The 17152-nt window shown below is 63.6% G+C and carries 17 protein-coding genes and 1 riboswitch; of the genes, 5 read left to right on the top strand and 12 right to left on the bottom strand.

What is annotated here, in order from left to right; all coding sequences use genetic code 11:
- Nucleotides 1-32: 32 nt before the first annotated feature.
- The gene (locus tag P9228_RS05225; protein WP_278052610.1) at nt 33-1127 is read right to left on the bottom strand and encodes a 2'-deoxycytidine 5'-triphosphate deaminase; all 1095 of its coding nucleotides are present in this window, start codon (nt 1125-1127) and stop codon (nt 33-35) included.
- A gap of 135 nt (nt 1128-1262) precedes the next feature.
- Nucleotides 1263-1340, top strand: a riboswitch (SAM riboswitch).
- A gap of 56 nt (nt 1341-1396) precedes the next feature.
- Here P9228_RS05225 and P9228_RS05220 point away from each other — a divergent pair.
- Nucleotides 1397-2587, top strand: a complete 1191-nt coding sequence (locus P9228_RS05220) for an O-succinylhomoserine sulfhydrylase (protein ID WP_278052609.1) — start codon at nt 1397-1399, stop codon at nt 2585-2587.
- A gap of 41 nt (nt 2588-2628) precedes the next feature.
- Here the strand turns inward: P9228_RS05220 and P9228_RS05215 are convergent, their stop codons facing one another.
- Nucleotides 2629-3774 (bottom strand): ceramide glucosyltransferase, encoded by a 1146-nt coding sequence (locus P9228_RS05215; protein WP_278052608.1) that lies wholly within the window; start codon nt 3772-3774, stop codon nt 2629-2631.
- Nucleotides 3775-3992: 218 nt separating this feature from the next.
- On the opposite strand from P9228_RS05215, the gene apaG reads away from it, so the two are divergent.
- Nucleotides 3993-4385, top strand: coding sequence for a Co2+/Mg2+ efflux protein ApaG (gene apaG / locus P9228_RS05210; protein WP_066996767.1), 393 nt, complete (start codon nt 3993-3995; stop codon nt 4383-4385).
- Nucleotides 4386-4437: 52 nt separating this feature from the next.
- On the opposite strand, the gene P9228_RS05205 is transcribed toward apaG, so the two are convergent.
- From P9228_RS05205 to P9228_RS05195, 3 genes are all read right to left on the bottom strand, one after another.
- A complete protein-coding gene (locus tag P9228_RS05205) occupies nt 4438-5469 on the bottom strand; it encodes an Hsp33 family molecular chaperone (RefSeq protein ID WP_127247677.1) in 1032 nt (343 codons plus the stop codon).
- 108 nt (nt 5470-5577) lie between these two features.
- Nucleotides 5578-6489, bottom strand: coding sequence for an ornithine carbamoyltransferase (gene argF / locus P9228_RS05200; RefSeq protein ID WP_278052607.1), 912 nt, complete (start codon nt 6487-6489; stop codon nt 5578-5580).
- Between the two features lie 15 nt (nt 6490-6504).
- Nucleotides 6505-7704 (bottom strand): aspartate aminotransferase family protein, encoded by a 1200-nt coding sequence (locus P9228_RS05195; protein WP_278052606.1) that lies wholly within the window; start codon nt 7702-7704, stop codon nt 6505-6507.
- Nucleotides 7705-8061: 357 nt separating this feature from the next.
- Here P9228_RS05195 and P9228_RS05190 point away from each other — a divergent pair, with 357 nt between their 5' ends.
- Nucleotides 8062-8580, top strand: coding sequence for a GcrA family cell cycle regulator (locus tag P9228_RS05190; protein WP_066996757.1), 519 nt, complete (start codon nt 8062-8064; stop codon nt 8578-8580).
- Nucleotides 8581-8731: 151 nt separating this feature from the next.
- Here the strand turns inward: P9228_RS05190 and P9228_RS05185 are convergent, their stop codons facing one another.
- The 3 genes from P9228_RS05185 to P9228_RS05175 form a co-directional block, all read right to left on the bottom strand.
- A complete protein-coding gene (locus tag P9228_RS05185) occupies nt 8732-9742 on the bottom strand; it encodes a magnesium and cobalt transport protein CorA (RefSeq protein ID WP_127215491.1) in 1011 nt (336 codons plus the stop codon).
- Nucleotides 9743-9863: 121 nt separating this feature from the next.
- A complete protein-coding gene (gene phoU, locus P9228_RS05180; RefSeq protein WP_127215490.1) occupies nt 9864-10589 on the bottom strand; it encodes a phosphate signaling complex protein PhoU in 726 nt (241 codons plus the stop codon).
- Between the two features lie 108 nt (nt 10590-10697).
- Nucleotides 10698-11963 carry an ATP-binding protein gene (locus P9228_RS05175; protein ID WP_278052605.1) on the bottom strand — a complete coding sequence of 422 codons (1266 nt, stop codon included), beginning with the start codon at nt 11961-11963 and terminating at the stop codon, nt 10698-10700.
- A 184-nt stretch (nt 11964-12147) separates the two neighbouring features.
- Between P9228_RS05175 and ppk2 the strand changes: the two genes are divergently transcribed.
- Entirely contained in the window at nt 12148-13053 is a 906-nt protein-coding gene (gene ppk2 / locus P9228_RS05170) for a polyphosphate kinase 2 (RefSeq protein WP_067322713.1), read from the top strand.
- A gap of 86 nt (nt 13054-13139) precedes the next feature.
- Here the strand turns inward: ppk2 and P9228_RS05165 are convergent, their stop codons facing one another.
- The 3 genes from P9228_RS05165 to P9228_RS05155 all read right to left on the bottom strand — a co-directional run bounded on the left by P9228_RS05165 (nt 13140) and on the right by P9228_RS05155 (nt 15543).
- The gene (locus tag P9228_RS05165; RefSeq protein WP_127325605.1) at nt 13140-13886 is read right to left on the bottom strand and encodes an enoyl-CoA hydratase-related protein; all 747 of its coding nucleotides are present in this window, start codon (nt 13884-13886) and stop codon (nt 13140-13142) included.
- 10 nt (nt 13887-13896) lie between these two features.
- A complete protein-coding gene (locus P9228_RS05160) occupies nt 13897-14535 on the bottom strand; it encodes an acyl-homoserine-lactone synthase (RefSeq protein WP_066996739.1) in 639 nt (212 codons plus the stop codon).
- Between the two features lie 276 nt (nt 14536-14811).
- Complete coding sequence (locus P9228_RS05155) at nt 14812-15543, bottom strand: LuxR family transcriptional regulator (protein ID WP_127325606.1); 732 nt, start codon at nt 15541-15543, stop codon at nt 14812-14814.
- A 218-nt stretch (nt 15544-15761) separates the two neighbouring features.
- Between P9228_RS05155 and P9228_RS05150 the strand changes: the two genes are divergently transcribed.
- Nucleotides 15762-16634 (top strand): transporter substrate-binding domain-containing protein, encoded by an 873-nt coding sequence (locus P9228_RS05150; protein WP_095799364.1) that lies wholly within the window; start codon nt 15762-15764, stop codon nt 16632-16634.
- Here P9228_RS05150 and P9228_RS05145 read toward each other — a convergent pair.
- Nucleotides 16631-17041, bottom strand: a complete 411-nt coding sequence (locus P9228_RS05145) for a tellurite resistance TerB family protein (RefSeq protein WP_067322705.1) — start codon at nt 17039-17041, stop codon at nt 16631-16633. The two genes, P9228_RS05150 and P9228_RS05145, sit on opposite strands and share 4 nt — an antisense overlap.
- Nucleotides 17042-17152: the final 111 nt, after the last annotated feature.

The raw sequence follows: 17152 nt of genomic DNA, 5'->3' as shown, positions 1-17152 counted from the left end.
CCAGGCCGGGCAAGCACAGCCTGGTTGGGCGATCAGCGCGCGGCGCGAAAATGCTTGGAGAGCTTCAGCCCCTGCGCCTGATAGTTGGAGCCCAGCTCGCTGCCATAGAGCGCCTGCGGGCGCTTCAGCATATGCTCGTAGACGAGGCGACCGACGATCTGGCCGTGGTCGAGGATGAACGGCACCTCGTGGCTGCGCACTTCAAGCACCGCGCGACTGCCGCTGCCGCCGGCGGCGGAATGGCCGAAGCCCGGGTCGAAAAAGCCGGCATAGTGGACGCGGAACTCGCCGACCAGCGGATCGAAAGGCGTCATCTCGGCGGCATAGAGCGGCGGCACGTGCACGGCTTCGCGAGAGACCAGGATGTAGAACTCGTCCGGGTCGAGCACGAGCTCGCCGGCCCCGCTCTTGTAGAGCGGTTCCCAGAAGTCGACCACATCCTGAGCGGCGCGCTTGTCGACGTCGACGAGGCCGGTGTGGTGCTTGCCGCGATAGCCGACCAGGCCGTCCTTGTCGCCGTCGAGATCGATAGAGAGCGCAATGCCGCCGCCGGAGATGTTGGGCGGCTCGGTCGCAACCAGCATCTCTGCGTGATGGAGGTCACGCAACTCATTCTCCGACAGCACGGCGTTGCCGGTGCGGAAGCGGATCTGCGACAGGCGCGAGCCGGCGCGCACGACGATCGGGAAGGTGCGCGGGCTGACCTCGAGATAGAGCGGGCCATGATAGCCGGCGGCGATCTTATCGAACTCATGGCCGCGGTCGGCCATGACACGCGTGAAAATGTCGAGTCGTCCGGTCGAGCTCTTCGGGTTGGCCGAAGCCGAGACTTCCGCTGGCAGCGCGAGGCTTTCCTGCAGCGGCACGATGTAGACGCAGCCCGTCTCCAGCACCGCGCCCTCGGCGAGATTGATCTCATGCAGCTTCAGCCGGTCCAGCTTGTCGGCCACCAGATGATCGGGACCGGGCAGAAAGGAAGCGCGCACGCGAAAGGCCTTGTCGCCCAGTCTCAGATCGAGGCTAGCCGGCTGGATCTGGTTGGTGTCGAGCGCGCGCGGCGACTTCAGCGCGCCCGACTGGAAGAGCGCCGCGATGTCCTGATCGGGAAGAATGCCTGTCTGCCGCAATGTCTGGCTCCGGGCGAAGTCATTGTCGTCGCAGTTTCCTGTCGCAAAACCGCGGGACACTTTTGCGGAAGCTGCGTGGTACAAACCTCTTAATCAAGCCGGCAATTGACGCAAGCGCGGTGCGGGTCTAAAGGGTCGTTATCCCGTGGTGATTTGGCCGGTCGGCTTGCAGCCACGTTAAACAAGTCGCTAAAGGACCGTCGGGCCGCAAGGCCGTATGGACCGGTTGCGACGTCGCGGCCGGTTTTTTTGTGTTTGGAAGCAGGGCGATGACCAAGACGCGTAACTGGAAACCTCAGACGGCACTCGTGCATGGCGGGACGCTGCGTTCCGGCTTCGGCGAGACCGCCGAGGCGATGTATCTCACCCAAGGCTATGTCTACGAGACGGCCCAGGCAGCGGAAGCCCGCTTCAAGGGCGAGGAACCCGGCTTCATCTATTCGCGCTACGCCAACCCGACCGTCGATATGTTCGAGAAGCGCATGTGCGCGCTGGAAGGCGCGGAAGACGCACGTGCCACCGCTTCCGGCATGGCCGCCGTGTCCGCCGCCCTGCTCTGCAGCGTCAAGGCCGGCGATCACATCGTTGCGGCGCGAGCCCTGTTCGGCTCCTGCCGCTGGGTGGTCGAGACGCTGGCGCCGCGCTATGGCATCGAGGCAACGCTGATCGACGGCACCGACATTGCCAATTGGGAAAAAGCGGTCAGGCCGAACACCAAGCTGTTCTTCCTGGAAAGTCCGACCAACCCGACGTTGGAAGTGGTCGATATCGCCGCTGTCGCCGCTTTGGCAAATTCGATCGGCGCACGCGTGATCGTCGACAACGTCTTTGCCACGCCGCTGCAGCAGAAGCCGCTGCAGCTCGGCGCCCATATCGTGATCTACTCGGCGACCAAGCACATCGACGGACAAGGCCGCTGCCTCGGCGGCGTCATCCTGTCGGACAAGAAGTGGATCGACGAGAACCTGCACGACTATTTCCGGCACACCGGCCCGAGCCTGTCGCCATTCAACGCATGGACGCTGCTGAAGGGCCTCGAGACGCTGCCGCTGCGCGTGCGCCAGCAGACCGAAAGCGCCGGTAAGATCGCGGACTTCCTGGCCGGCCGGCCGGAGATCGCCCGCGTCATCTATCCGGGCCGGGCCGACCATCCCCAGGCGGATATCGTCAGGAAGCAGATGTCGGGCGGCTCGACGCTGATCTGCCTCGACGTCAAGGGCGGCAAGCAGGCGGCCTTCGCCTTGCAGAACGCGCTCGACATCGTGCTGATCTCGAACAACCTCGGCGACGCAAAGAGCCTGATCACGCATCCGGCGACGACGACGCACAAAAACCTCACTGACGAGGCCCGCGCCGAGCTTGGCATCGGACCAGGCACGCTCAGGCTCTCCGTCGGGCTGGAGGATACCGACGACCTGCTCGCCGACATCGAACAGGCGCTGAAGGCGGCGAAGGAATGAACCGCCACGGCTGCAAAGAGCGCGCTTGAGCCGCAGCCGGCTCAAGCAATCTCTTCGAGTTCAGTCATCCCGCTGTTGCGGATGGTCATTGCGTTGCCACGCCATTCGACGGCTCCGCCAAGCCAGCCGCGCGCCCAGATGGCGGGAAGCATCGCGTCGCGCACGATCATCGCGGTGACGCTGCGCGGCGACAGATACCAGCCCTTGGACCAGGCGAGCATGCATTCGGGCACATAGGCGATCGCCAGCACGCAGAGCGCGGTCGCGGGCAGGCTGACACCGGCGCTTGCCGCCGCGATCAGCGCCAGAAGCAGCGGCGCGACCACACCGGTCAGGATTTCGGGCGCGAAGAACAATGGGAAGGTGACGCGGCGCAGCCGCGCCCAGCGCGCCTGGCGCGACCAGATTTCGGCGAGCGTGCGCTGGCCGAGCGGCTGCTCGAAGGGCGCGGCCACGAGATTGACCCGAAGGCCAAGGCTGTTGACCAGCTTGGTCGCCGCCGCGTCCTCGGCGATTTCGGCGGCCAAAGCCTGGATGCCGCCATTTGCATCCAGCATCGGCTTGTTCCACAGCATGCTCTTGCCCTGGGCGAAGCCAAGGCCGAGCGCTTCGCCGGCATATTGCCAGCGCGCCTGCAGCGTGTTGAGGAAGACGCATTCGACTTCGGCCCAGAAACCGTCCGGCCGCGAGCCGATCGGCGTCGAGCAGACGAGGCCGGTGTCCGGTCCCCAGGCCGCCATCAGATGCTGGACATAGTCCTTGGGCATCAGCACGTTGGAATCGGCGAGGATCACCCAGTCGTGCCGCGCCGCCTGCCAGCCCTTGATGCAGTTGTTGAGCTTGGGATTGGCGCTGATCCTGTCATCGCCGACGAGGAGCCGCGCCGGAACATTCGGAAATCGCGCGATGGCGGCGTTGATCAGCTTGACCACGGGATCTTCGGCGTGCGCGACGCAGAAGATCATTTCGTAGCGCGGCCAATCGAGCGAGAAGGCGCGGTCGAGCGTCTCCTGCGTGAACGGCTCCACGCCGCGCGACGGCACGACGATCGAGACAGGCGGCTGTTTGCTGGAAGGCGGAGGAATGACCCGCCTGGGCTTCAGCCGCGACGATGCGAGCAGGATGCTGGCAAGGTTGGAAAAAAGAAGGGCCGAGGAAGCAAAGGCGGCTGCGAGGGTCAGTTCCATCGAGATCTGGTCACTCCGGAAAGGCCGCCCGCGGCCGTTTCATCACTCGACAAAGCGCCCGAGTCGCCCGCACGGTTTGTGCACACCAACATTGTCATGTGTCACTTAAATGACATTGTTTGTCGGCACTTGCGGTGGAAAAGCCGGCAGGCTGGCGACGCTGCGGAGGTAGAACCGCGAAGCGCGCTAAAATGTTCCCTGCGGCACCGGAGTGGCTCATGTATCGCGCCGTGACGCGCAACATCGAAGTGCAGGTCAGGCCGTTCTATCTGGAGGACCGTTCCGATCCGTCCGAGAACCGTTATGTATGGGGCTACCAGGTGACGATCGACAACCGGTCGGACGAGTTCGTGCAGCTTCTGTCGCGCTACTGGCACATCACCGACGGGCGTGGCCGAGTCGAAGAAGTGCGCGGCGAGGGCGTGGTCGGCGACCAGCCGGAGCTCAACCCCGGCGACAGCTATCAGTACACGTCGGGATGCCCGCTCTCGACGCCATCCGGCATCATGGTCGGCCACTACACGATGCGCAACGGCCGCGGCGAAACGTTCGACGTCGCCATTCCGGCTTTCTCGCTCGATATGCCGGGGACGAAGAGGACGGTGAATTAAAGAACTCGAGTTCCCCGCCTCCGCAAAGCGGGGGCGAGGAACCGGAGCTTTCTCACTCCGCCGCAAACTCCGCCGGATCGAAGTCGTACTGCGTCGAGCAGAACTCGCAGGCGACATGGATGCCGCCGTCCTCGGTCGAGTCCTTGATCTCCTCGGCCGAAAAGCCTTCGAGAATGCCTCGGATTTTGTCGCGCGAGCAGGAGCACTGGTCGGCAACCGGCACACCGCGGAAGACGCGCACGCCGTGCTCGTGGAACAGCCGGTAGAGCAGCCGCTCGGCGCCCACCGTCGGATCGATGAGCTCGGTCGGCTCGATGGTGCCGAGCAGCGCCAAGAGTTCCCGCCAGGAATTGTCGGCCGGTTCGTGCGCCACGTCTCGCGGATCGCCATCCCCGCCCGAAATGTCGGGCACGCGCATGCGTTCGGGCGCCTGCGGCAGGAACTGCGCCAGGATACCGCCGGCGCGCCATTGCTCGCGGGCCCCGCCCGGGCCCGGGGTCACCAGCTTCGCAACCGACATCCTCAGATCGGTCGGGATCTGCTCCGACTGGCGGAAATAGGTGCGCGCGGCTTCTTCCAGCGATGTGCCGTCGAGTTGGACGATGCCCTGATAGCGCTGCGTGTGCGCGCCCTGATCGATGGTCAGGGCCAGGACGCCGGTGCCGAGCAGCTTCTCCTGCGAGATCTCGCCCGAGGCAATCAGTGCCTGCAGCCGGTCGGCGTCGAAGCGCGCATAGGCGCGCAACGAATGCGGCGTGGTGAAGTCCGCCACCAGCATGTCGACCGGTCCGTCGGTGCGCGTCTGCAGGATGAACTTGCCCTCGAATTTCAGCGACGTGCCGAGCAGCACGGTGAGCACGCAGGCCTCCGCCAGCAGGCGCGCGACCGGCTCGGGATAATCGTGACGGCTGAGAATGGCGTCGAGCATCGGCCCGAGCTGCACGGTGCGGCCGCGCACATCCAGGGGCGCTACTTCGTAAGGCACGACATGGTCGTCGCCGGCGAAGCCGAATTCGCCGAGTTTGGGTTGATGCTCAGCCAAGGAAAGCGTTTCCAGCATGACAAAACTCCGGGGCGCGTCCATCCCGCTTTCCAGGCGGCATGGGTCGAAGCGCGTTCGATTTCAGTGATGGCCCGCAAATAGGCATCACACATCCCCGGATCAAGTTGGCGCGGATCAAGTCAACCCCGGTCAAGCGCCCAGGCACCAGGCCAGCACCGCCTTCTGGGCGTGCAGCCGGTTCTCGGCCTCGTCGAAGACCACCGAATGCGGTCCGTCGATCACCTCGTCGGTGACCTCCTCGCCGCGATGCGCAGGCAGGCAGTGCATGAAAAGCGCGTCGGACTTCGCCCTGGCCATCAGCGCGGCGTTGACCTGGTAGGGCAGGAAGACGTTATGGCCGCGGGCGCGATGCTCCTGGCCCATCGATACCCAGCTGTCGGTGACGACGCAATCGGCCTGGTCGACGGCCTCTTCGGCCGAGCCGGCAAACCGCACCTTGCCGCCATTGGCCTTCGCCCAGTCGACATATTTCTCGAACGGCTCGCTGCCCTCCGGCACGGCGACATTGAGGTTGAAGCGGAACCGCGCCGAGGCTTCTAGAAGCGAGTGCAGCACATTGTTGCCGTCACCTGTCCAGGCGAAGGTCTTGCCGGCCACCGGACCGCGATGCTCCTCATAGGTCATGATGTCGGCCATCAGCTGGCAGGGATGGGTATCGTCGGTCAGCCCATTGATCACCGGCACGGTCGCGTTTTCGGTGAGTTCCAGCAACCGGTCATGCGAGGTGGTGCGGATCATGATGGCATCGACATAGCGCGACAGCACCTTGGCGGTGTCGGTGATGGTTTCAGAACGGCCGAGCTGCATCTCGGTGCCGGTCAGCATGATGGTCTCGCCGCCGAGTTGGCGCATGCCGACGTCGAAGGAAACGCGCGTGCGCGTCGAAGGCTTGTCGAAGATCATCGCCAGCACCTTGCCCTCGAGCGGCTTCGAACGCTCGCCGGCCTTGAGCCTGGTCTTTCGCGCCATCGCATCGTCCAGCATGATGCGCAGATCGCCTGCGGAAACGGCGGACAGATCGGTGAAGTGACGAACGCTCATCGGCAGATTCCAGAACTACTTCGCGGCTTCGGCCGCGATCGCGTCGGTCAGGCCCTTGGCGCCCGACCGAATGCGCTTCAGCGCCTCGCCGATCTCCTCGTCGGTGACGGTGAGCGGCGGCAAAAGCCGAATGACGTTGTCGCCCGCCGGCACCGCAAGCAAGTGCTGGTCGCGCAGCGCCATGTTAACCTTGGCGTTGGGCATGGCACATTTCAGCCCAAGCATCAGGCCGGTGCCCCGGATGCCTTCGATGACCTCGGGAAATTCGTCGCCGACCGCCGCCAGTCCCTGCTTCAGCAGCAACGCCTTGCGCTGAACGTCCTCGAGGAAGCCGTCGGCCAGCACGACGTCGAGCACGGCATTGCCCACCGCCATCGCCAGCGGATTGCCGCCAAAAGTGGTGCCGTGCACGCCGGCCGTCATGCCGGCCGCCGCTTCGTCGGTCGCGAGGCAGGCACCCATCGGAAACCCGCCGCCGATGCCCTTGGCGATCGCCATCAGGTCAGGCGTGACGCCCGCCCACTCATGCGCGAACAGCTTGCCGGTGCGCCCGATGCCGCACTGGACCTCGTCGAAGATCAGAAGCAGGCCGTGCCGGTCACAGAGCTGCCGAAGCCGCTTCAACGACTGCGTCGGCACCGGGCGGATGCCGCCCTCGCCCTGCACCGGTTCGATCAGGATAGCCGCGGTTTCCGGTGTGATCGCCTTCTCGGCGGCATCGATATCGTCGAACGCGACCTGGTCGAAGCCCTCGACCTTCGGACCGAAACCCTCGAGATATTTGTACTGACCGCCGGCGGCGATCGTCGCCAGCGTGCGGCCGTGGAAGGCGCCATCGAAAGTGATGATGCGGAAACGCTCCGGATGGCCTTTGACGAACTGATAGCGCCTGGCCGACTTGATGGCGCATTCCAGAGCCTCGGCGCCCGAATTGGTGAAGAACACCTTGTCGGCGAAGGTTGCATCGACCAGCCTTTCGCCCAGCCGGCGCTGCTCCGGGATCTCGTAGAGATTGGAGACGTGCCACAGCTTGGCCGCCTGCCCGGTGAGCGCCGCGACCAGATGCGGATGGCTGTGGCCCAGCGAGTTCACGGCGATGCCGCCGGCGAAGTCGAGATATCGCTCGCCCTTGTCGGTGACCAGCCAGGTCCCCTCCCCGCGGTCGAAGGCCAGGGGTGCGCGAGCAAAAGTCTCGTAAAGCGCCGAACCGCTCATTATATGCGTCTCCGGAACCGGAAATCAAAAAAGCCGCCAATGCGGCGGCCTTTGCGGCTTATCATGTTTTTCGGCCATGAAGTCAACGAAAAGGTCGCGCAGAAGCGCGCGGCAAGGCTCCAGCGCCACGCCGGCCCATCAGCGGTTGGGCAAGTTGGGGAAAACCGTAAAAACCGAATCGGTGTTGCCCTGGGGACTCTTGTCACCGAGTCAGCGCATAAGGTAATTGTAGTCGAGAAATAACTAGATTTCGTGCGGCGGATCTAATCACCCGGTACATGTGGTGTCGTTTGCCCGGCGAGAGCCGGCTCGGGAAAGGATTCTGACCGCCGCACGCCTCAGCAGGAGCGCGGTCTCATGAACTGGACTGACGAGCGAGTCGAACTTCTCAGGAAATTGTGGTCGGAGGGTCTCAGCGCCAGCCAGATCGCCGCGCAGCTCGGCGGTGTGAGCCGCAATGCCGTCATCGGCAAGGTGCATCGCCTGAAACTGTCGGGCCGCGGCCGCGCGACCGCGGCGCCGGCACGGCAGAAGAAGGCCACGCAGGGCGCCTCGATGCAGAAGTCCGTGGCTCGTGCCGCCAGCGCAGCCCGTCATGTGACGGCCTCCATCGGCGCGACCGCTCTGCAGGTGCAGTTCGAGGCGGAGCCGGTGGCGCGGCACTATATCCGCCCGGTCGAGAACGTTGTCGTGCCAATCTCGCGCAACCTGCAGCTCGTCGAGCTGACCGAGCGCACCTGCAAATGGCCCAACGGCGATCCGCTGTCGGAAGACTTCAGCTTCTGCGGCAACGACGCTGGCGAAACCGGGCCGTACTGCAAATACCATGCAAGGGTGGCGTTCCAGCCGGCGGCGGAAAGGCGCAGAAGCCGCTAAGCGAATAGCGAATAGCGAATAGCGAATAGCGAATAGCGAATAGCGAATAGCGAATAGCGAATAGCGAATAGCGAACGAAATAGGAATAACATCGGTATTCGAGTCCGGTACAAGCTTCTTTATCGCTATTGGCTACTCCCTATTCGCTATTTCACAGCCATCCATTCTTCCTGAACCGCCAATACAGGAACGCGCAGATCAGCGCGATGGCGGCCAGGACTGTCGGGTAGCCGTATTCCATCTTCAGTTCAGGCATGTCGTCGAAATTCATGCCGTAAATGCCGGCGAAGGCCGTGGGCACCGCCAGGATGGCCGCCCATGAGGCCAGCTTCTTGGAGATCGCCGTTTCCTGGCTCTGTCCGACCAGAAGGCTTGCCTCGAAGGCGAAGGCGAGCACCTCGCGCAGGCTGTCGATCTTTTCCTGCACGGTGCGGATGTGGTCCGTCACGTCGCGGAACAGCGGATGCATGGCGGCATGGATCTGCGGCAGCTCGGCGCTGGTCAGCCGCCGGCAGACCTCGACCAGCGGCAGCGCCGCGTTGCGCAGCCTGAGCAGATCGCGGCGCAGCATGTAGAGCCGCTCGATGTCGCCACCGCTCATCGGCTTCAGCAGCACCTTGTCCTCGATCTGCTCGACCTCGTCCTCGATCTGCTCGAGCACAGGCATGTAGTTGTCGACGATGAAGTCGAGAATTGCATAGAGGACGAAATCCTCGCCCTTGGCGAGCGAGGACGGGCAGCTTTCCCAGTGCTGGCGCACCGCGGCGTAAGAGGTCGACGGGCCGTGCCTGACGCTGACGATATAGCCGGTGCCGACGAAGAGATGCGTCTCGCCGAAGGTGACGCGGCCATCGATCAGTTGCGCTGTGCGGGCGACGATGAACAAGGCATCGCCATACTGTTCGATTTTCGGCCGCTGATGCGGGTGTTCTGCGTCTTCGATCGCCAGATCATGCAGGTGGAACTGCGCCTGCACCCTAAGCAGCAGGTTGCGGTCCGGCTCGAGCAGGCCGATCCAGACGACATGGCCGGGCTTTGCCGCCCATATTCCGGCCTCTTCGATCGTAATGTCGGCGACGCGCTTGCCGGCGGAATAGACGCTGGACGCAACAATGCCGGATGTCGGCTGCGGGGCCGCGGTCAGGTTTCGAACTTGCTCCATCGCAAAACCTCCCGAGACGGCGACTGACAAAACTGCTGCACCTGGAGGAGCTTAGCCTAAATTAGAAAGCCGTTCGAGTGGCCGCCCTTCACTTGGCCGATCTTGGGTCGCCGATACCGCGTCACCCGGCCGATAGTGGGCCAGGCAACACCACCTGGTCGGTCTTGTCGCCCTTCGGCCGCTCGGCCGGCATCTGGTCGCCGGTGACGATGTAATAGATGGTTTCGGCGATGTTGGTGGCGTGGTCGCCGATCCGCTCGATGTTCTTGGCGCAGAACAGCAAGTGGGTGCAGGGGGTGATGTTGCGCGGATCTTCCATCATATAGGTCAGAAGTTCACGGAACAGCGAAGTGTACATGGCGTCGATCTGGTCGTCGCGGTCGCGCACGAAGCCGATCTTCTCGACCGAGCGCGAGGCATAGACGTCGAGCACTTCCTTAAGCTGCGTCAACGCCAGATCGGCTAGCGCCTTGAGGCCGCGGAAGAGGCTGCTCGGCTGGCGGCCGTCAATGACCGCCGCGACGCGCTTGGCGACGTTCTTGCCGAGATCGCCGACGCGCTCGATGTCGGCCGAGATGCGGATGGCGCCGACGATCTCGCGCAGGTCCGTCGCCATCGGCTGGCGCCTGGCGATGATGACGATCGCCTTGTCGTCGATCTCGCGCTGTCCCTCGTCGAGAACGAGATCGTCCTGGATGACTTTCTGTGCCAAACCCGGATCGGCGTTCACGAGGGCCGCGATAGCCTGCTCGACCATGCGCTCGGCATGCCCGCCCATGGCGGCGATGCGCTTCGACAGGAATTTCAGTTCTTCGTCATAGGCACTGACAATGTGGACGGACTGCATCGATATGCCTTCTCGGTTCCTGCCGGCTGGTGCGTTCCCTCAATCTGCCGCTGATACGCGAGCCGGATGACAGAAAAAAGAAAATGCCGGTTGCCAACCAATATAGGATCATTGAGCCGGCAAATGAACCGTGAACGCCGCGCCCTTGCCGACTTCCGACTTGATCGACAGCCTTGCGTTATGACGTGTCAATATATGCTTGACGATCGAAAGGCCAAGGCCGGTGCCTTTCTGAGTCCGGCTGTTTTCCACGTCGACGCGGTAGAAGCGCTCCGTGATGCGGGGGATGTGTTCCTCGGCAATGCCTGGACCATAGTCCCTTATGGTCACGTCGATGCCTGGGTCGTGGCCGTCCTCGGCGTGTGCTATCGACACGGTGACGCGTCCGCCCGACTGGCCGTATTTGCAGGCATTCTCCAGCAGGTTCTCGAAAACCTGGAAGAGCTCGTCGCGGTCGCCCGGCACGGAAATCGGCCCATCGATGAAGTCCCGCTCGATGGCGATGCCGTTCTCGTTGGCCAGCGGCGCGAGCGAGTCGATGACGCTGTCGATGGTCTGTCGAAGGTCGACTTCGGTTCCCGGCCGCAGATAGGGCTTCATCTCCAGCCGCGACAGCGACAACAGGTCGTCGATCAGGCGCGCCATGCGGCCCGTCTGGTTCTGCATGATCTGCAGGAACTGGTCGCGCGCTGCCGCATCGTTGCGGGCAGGCCCGCGCAACGTCTCGATGAAGCCGGCGATCGAGGCGAGCGGGGTGCGCAGCTCATGGCTGGCATTGGCGATGAAGTCGGCGCGCATGCGGTCGATGCGGCGCGCCTCACTCTGATCCTTGAACACCAGCACGTAGAGATCGGTGCCATGGCCGATCGAGGACGCGCTCACCCGGTATGTGCGCTCGACCGGCAGCTTTTCCGTGTAGTCGACGACATCGGACGCCATAGTTCCCGGGACGATCCCGTCAAGCAAAGCCTGCATTTCCGGAGCGCGGAATTTGAGCGATAGCGACATGCCGGGCGCCAGCCCACCGAAGGCGGCGAAGGCGGCGGCGTTGGCGTGGACGATAGTGGCGGTCCGGTCGAAGATGATCAGCGGATCGGCAACGGCGGCGGCCAGATATTCGCCGGACAGCCGCTGCAGCCCGCCGACTTCGACGGCGGCAGTCCCGCCGGCTGACTGGCGCTCGGCGGCGATCGGCAGCATTGCGGCCGCGACCAGCAACGCCACGGCCAGCAGAGGCACAAAGATCGAAAGGCCGCCGAAACCATAGACGCCGAGGACCGCGACCAAGGCCGCGGCCAGCAACCAGCGGCTGCGCCGCAGCCGGGCTATGGCTGCCCGCGTTGCGCCCTTCTGGTCTGCGCCCTTATCGACCATGCGCTGCCTCGTATCTCCCATCGGTGAAAGGTCAGCCGACTGGACCTGCGCATGACCCCAAAAATCGGAATCGATTTTCTGGAGTGTTCATGCGCAAAATCAAAGTGCTACCGCGCGTCCAGACGGACGCAACGCCTCAGAGGCTCCCATAGCACGAGTCCGCAAGCTGGAAAGGTTCGTCCCGATGAAAAAAGCCGAGGGAAATGCCGACGCGGCGCCTGCCGCAGGACCGATCAAGATGAGGATAGGCGGTAAGGAACGCGAGTTCGACATCGACAACCCGGTGCTGCCGGACTGGATCGAGGACAACAAGCTGACCGCCGGCGGCTATCCCTACGACAAGAAGATGAAGGGTGAAGAGTACGACGAGGAACTCGAGCGGCTGCAGATCGAATTGGTCAAGGCGCAGGCCTGGCTGCAGGCGACCGGCAAACGGGTGTTGGCGCTGTTCGAGGGGCGCGACGCGGCCGGCAAGGGCGGCACGATCTTCGTCCTGCGGCAGTACATGAACCCGCGCACGGCGCGCAACGTGGCGCTGACCAAGCCGACGCCGACGGAGCATGGCCAATGGTACTATCAGCGCTATGTCGACCATTTCCCGACCTCCGGCGAGTTCGTCACCTTCGACCGCTCCTGGTATAACCGCGCCGGCGTCGAGCCGGTCATGGGATTCTGCACCCCGGAGCAGCACGAGACATTCCTCGACGAGACGCCGCATTTCGAGCGGATGATCTGCAACGAGGGTATCCACTTCTTCAAATTCTGGCTGAACATCGGTCGCGAGACGCAGCTTGAACGGTTCCATGATCGCCGCTGGTCGCCATTGAAGAACTGGAAATTCTCGCCGATCGACGTCGCCGGCATCAGCAAATGGGACGATTACACCAAGGCGCGCGACCTGATGTTCGAGCGCACTCACAAGGAGTTCGCGCCCTGGATCATCGTGCGCGCCAACGACAAGCGCCGTGCGCGGCTTGCGGTGATCCAGCGTATCCTTCTGTCCTTGCCTTATGACGGCCGCGACCTCGACGCCGTCGGCAAGCCCGACAAGAAGATCATCGGGGAAGGCCCGTCGTTCCTGGAGAAATAGCTTGCACCATGCCCGCGGCCGGCGGCCAACATTACAGCGCCGCGCACCTTCGCGGGTACGCGGCGCTGAGACTTTCCACCAAGGTGTCACGCCGCGAGGCGGGCGATCCGCTGCAAACGCTTCAGCGTGGCGTCGTCCTGCAGCGCTTGCTGGAACAGCGATATCTCATGGTCGATGCGGTCGCACAGAACGTCCGTATCCCCCTTGAGCAGGCCGCGGGTCTGCAACAGCGCGGCAACCGGCTTCTTGGCGAGCTGCCTTGCCCGCGCCAAGGCTATTTCCTCGGCGCTGCCTTCCACGATCTCACCGACAAGGCCAAGCGCCTTGGCGTCGTCGACGCCCAGTGTGTCGCCCAGGCAAAAGAAGCGGAAGGCGCCGGCATAGCCGAGCTTCTGGGGTGCCAGGATGCTGGTCGCCGCGTCCGGTACCAGGCCGAAATCGACGAACGGCACCCTGAACGTGCTGCCCCTGGAGGCGATCACCATGTCGCAGTGGAACAAGATGGTGCAGCCGACGCCGACGGCGTCCCCGTCCACGCAGGCAAGGACCGGCTTGGGAAAGGTCGCAAGCCTGCGAAACATATCGGTGACGGCGGCAATCAGCTGCTGGTGCTTGGCGGCGTCGAGGAACTCCGAGAAATCGCCGCCGAGGCAAAAGCAGCCGGCGAGGCCGCGCAGCACGACCACGCGAATCTCGTCGTTGACGGCGGCCTCGTGGAAGGTCCTGGCGAGGCTCGCATAGGCGTGCCTGTCCAGCACCGGCCGGCCGTCATGCGAAGACACGGTGACGACCAGCGTGTGGCCGCGCAGCTCAGGTTCGGGGTGGAAGCTCATGACAACCTCCTCACGAAGCCTGTCTGAGGCCGAGCTGGCCGGGATAGCCTCTCATCAGCACCGGCGGGAAGTGGTTGCGGCGCTGGCGCACCACCTCCAGCGTATGCTCGGAAAAGGTGAGCAGCGTCGCCACCACCTGCTGGTTGCCATAGGTGCGCTGGTAACCGAGCGGCGTCGCCAGGAAGTGCAGCTGCAGCGCGCGCAGCACCCACATCGGTTCGAACTCGATGATGACCTGGTTGACGTTGCGCTTGAGGCCCCATTCGACGAAACCTGCGATCAGCTCGGTGCCGACCGTCGAGACGCCGCGCTTGCCATCACGGAAGCCCGGCGCCACCGCATAGCGGGTCAGCTCCCAGACTCGCGGCCCCGAGGGCGGCGTCCCCTCATAGAGGTCCGTCAGCACATCGGTCAGTAGATGCGGCCGCGTCGTCGGCAGCATGCGCTGATAGCCGGCTAGCTCGCCGTTGCGGATGACGAGGTGATGCTCGGCCTCGTCATGATCGAATTGGTCGATCTCGAGGCCGTCCGGGCGGTCGAGATCGGTCCAGCCCATCTCCTCGACGAAGATCTTGTAGCGCAGGCGGTGAACCGCTTCCCACAGATCGGGGCGCTCCATCAATTCCTGAGTTGTGAGGGAAAAAAGCATTAGCCGTCTCCTGGGCTTGAGAGGAAGATACGGCCGGGCTCTCCGGAAAATATTACGCGATCGCGTAGGCAAGAATTTTTAGGTCGGCACCGACCGACCCCGCCAATATAGCCGCGCCTAACTGCCTCCGCGACCGCCTGCACGCGGTTGGCGACGCCCAGTTTGCTTTGGCGTTAAGAAAGTATTAGCCCTCTCTTAAGACAAGGACACCGCTCGCCCTTGCTTAAAATATTACGCGAATGCGCATGGGACCGTTTCTGGGCCAGCACGGCCGATTTAGCTAATATAGCCACGCCTGATCGCCTCGGCGACTGCCTGCACACGGTTAGCGGCGCCCAGTTTGCTCTTCGCGTTGAGAAGGTGTTTCTCGGAGGTATGCTCCGAAATGCCGAGAATCTGCGAAATTTCCCACTCGGACTTTCCGACAGCTGCCCATTGCAGGCATTCGCGCTCACGCGGTGTGAGTTCGATGTGGTCGACGACCTTGCCGGCCATCGTGTGAAACTGCATGGCGCGGCCGATGGCGTAGGTGGACACCAGCGAGACCATTCCGAATTCGACGTCCGACAGTTCAACGGACTCGCCACCCAGCGAGACCATGACGATCTGGCCGTCGAGCGTGACCAGCGGGAAGGCGAGGCCGTCGCGCAGCTTGAACTCGCGGGCGTCGCCCATGACCTCGTCGCTGCTCTTGTCGATGACGATGGCCTGGGAAGCCTCCCGCCACTGGAACGGGGCCTGCAATTGCTTCATGTGGCTGACGACCGGATCATGGTCGACATAGTTGCGCGCCACATAGCGCTCCAGCCACTCGCCCGGCCAGTCGCAGAGCAGCACATGGTCCTTCTGCTGGCCGCGCGGCGTGCCGGGTTGCGGGACCGTTCCGGCCATCAGCGCCGTCAGCCCGAAACTCGAGGTGACGCCGAGCAGCCGCTCGCACACTGCCGCAGCAGTGTTGGCGTGCTGTAATTGGTCGATGTATTCCAGAGTTCTATCGAACATGCTCATCGCAACATCTACCCCATGTTGCTTCTGCTTTTCGTACCGATAGTAGATGCCCGAACCACCCTTCGCCATCAACCCCGGACCACAAGTTTCTTCGCGACACCTGCCCCTGTTGCGGGCGCGCGCTGAAACTTGCAAACGCACTGAACCATACGCCGAATTCGCCCGTTTGAAATCAAAAACATTGTGCCTGCACTGTTTTCGTACGAAAAGCCAAGGACATGATTGGGCGGAGCGTTATCGTGCCATTCCGATGGATATTTCTGGCCCTCCTGTCGGCGCTGATCGGAGCGTTGCCATTTGCCGACGCGACTCGCGCGGCGGAGCCGCAGGTTCCGGTGCTGTGGGATGCCAAGGAGCGGCTGCCGAAGCCCGATCTTTCGGCGTTGCCGAGGCTGAGATTCCTCACCACCACCGATTTTCCGCCTTTCAACTTCCTCGACGGCTCCGGCCGGCTGTCGGGTTTCCACATCGACCTGGCGCGGGCGATCTGCGCCGAACTCGGCATCGTCGAGAAATGCCAGATCCAGGCGCTGCCCTGGAACGATCTCGACGACGCGCTGCGGAAAGGCGAAGGCGAGGCGATCATCGCCGGCATCGCGGCGACGCCGGAAAGCCGCGAGAAATACGCCTTCTCGCGTTCCTATCTGCAGTTCCCGGCGCGCTTCATCATGCCGAAGGCCAAGGCGTTTACCGAGCCGATCCTCGACAAGCTGCGCAGCAAGCGGGTGGGCGTCATCGCCGGCTCGGCGCATGAGAAGATGCTGCGCGACTATTTCAGCACGGTGCAGGTCGTGCCCTTCGACAAGCCCGAGGACCTCTACGCGGACCTCAAGGCCGGCAGGATCGACGCCGCCTTCGGCGACGGCATGCGCTTCGCCTTCTGGCTCGGCGGCTCGGAAGCCGCCGGGTGCTGCCGCTTCGCCGGCGGCCCTTATCTGGCGCCCGAATATCTGGGCTCGGGCATGGCGATCGCCACCAGGGCGGGCGACCCGGCGCTGGCCGCCGCCTTCGACTACGCGCTGCAGGAAATCTCGATCAAGGGAACCTTCGCCGAGTTCTATCTGCGCTATTTTCCGGTGAGCTTTTTCTAAGTCAGTGTGCGCAGGCGGGCCTTCGCCGCACGGGCGATCGCCGCCACGGTGAGCGTGTCGAGATCGAGTTCCCGTCGGATGAGCTGCAGCACCCTCAACTCCTCCATGCGCATTTCGAGATCGACTGCCGCGACCTCGAAAGCGGCGGCATAGGCGGTGTCACGCAACCGCTCCGGCAGCGCATCGGCGACGCGCGCAAGGACGCCTTCCAGCCCGTCCTTATCGTGCAGAGCCTGCTGGCACGCTTGAGCCACGCCGACCAGGCTGTCGCTGTTGAAATCGACAAACACGGGCCAAGAACGGACGACGTCCCCGATCCGCGCCAGTTCGACATCGGTCATGTCGCGGTCGGATGCCGAAGTGATCACCATGAGATAGATCAGGGCTTCGTGCGGCGTCAAAGGCATTCAAAACTCCTTGATGGTGAGGCTTCAACGTAGGATTGCCATTGAGGCGCCGCAAGGAAAAGCGCCGCAAATCGTTGACGCTCCGGCCCGTCGCGCCTAGAGACCGGGTGA

The organism is Mesorhizobium sp. WSM4898 (assembly GCF_029625845.1).
Classification (GTDB): Bacteria; Pseudomonadota; Alphaproteobacteria; order Rhizobiales; family Rhizobiaceae; genus Mesorhizobium.
The sequence above is the reverse complement of the archived record's forward strand: the minus strand, read 5'-3'. Positions and strand labels throughout refer to the sequence as shown.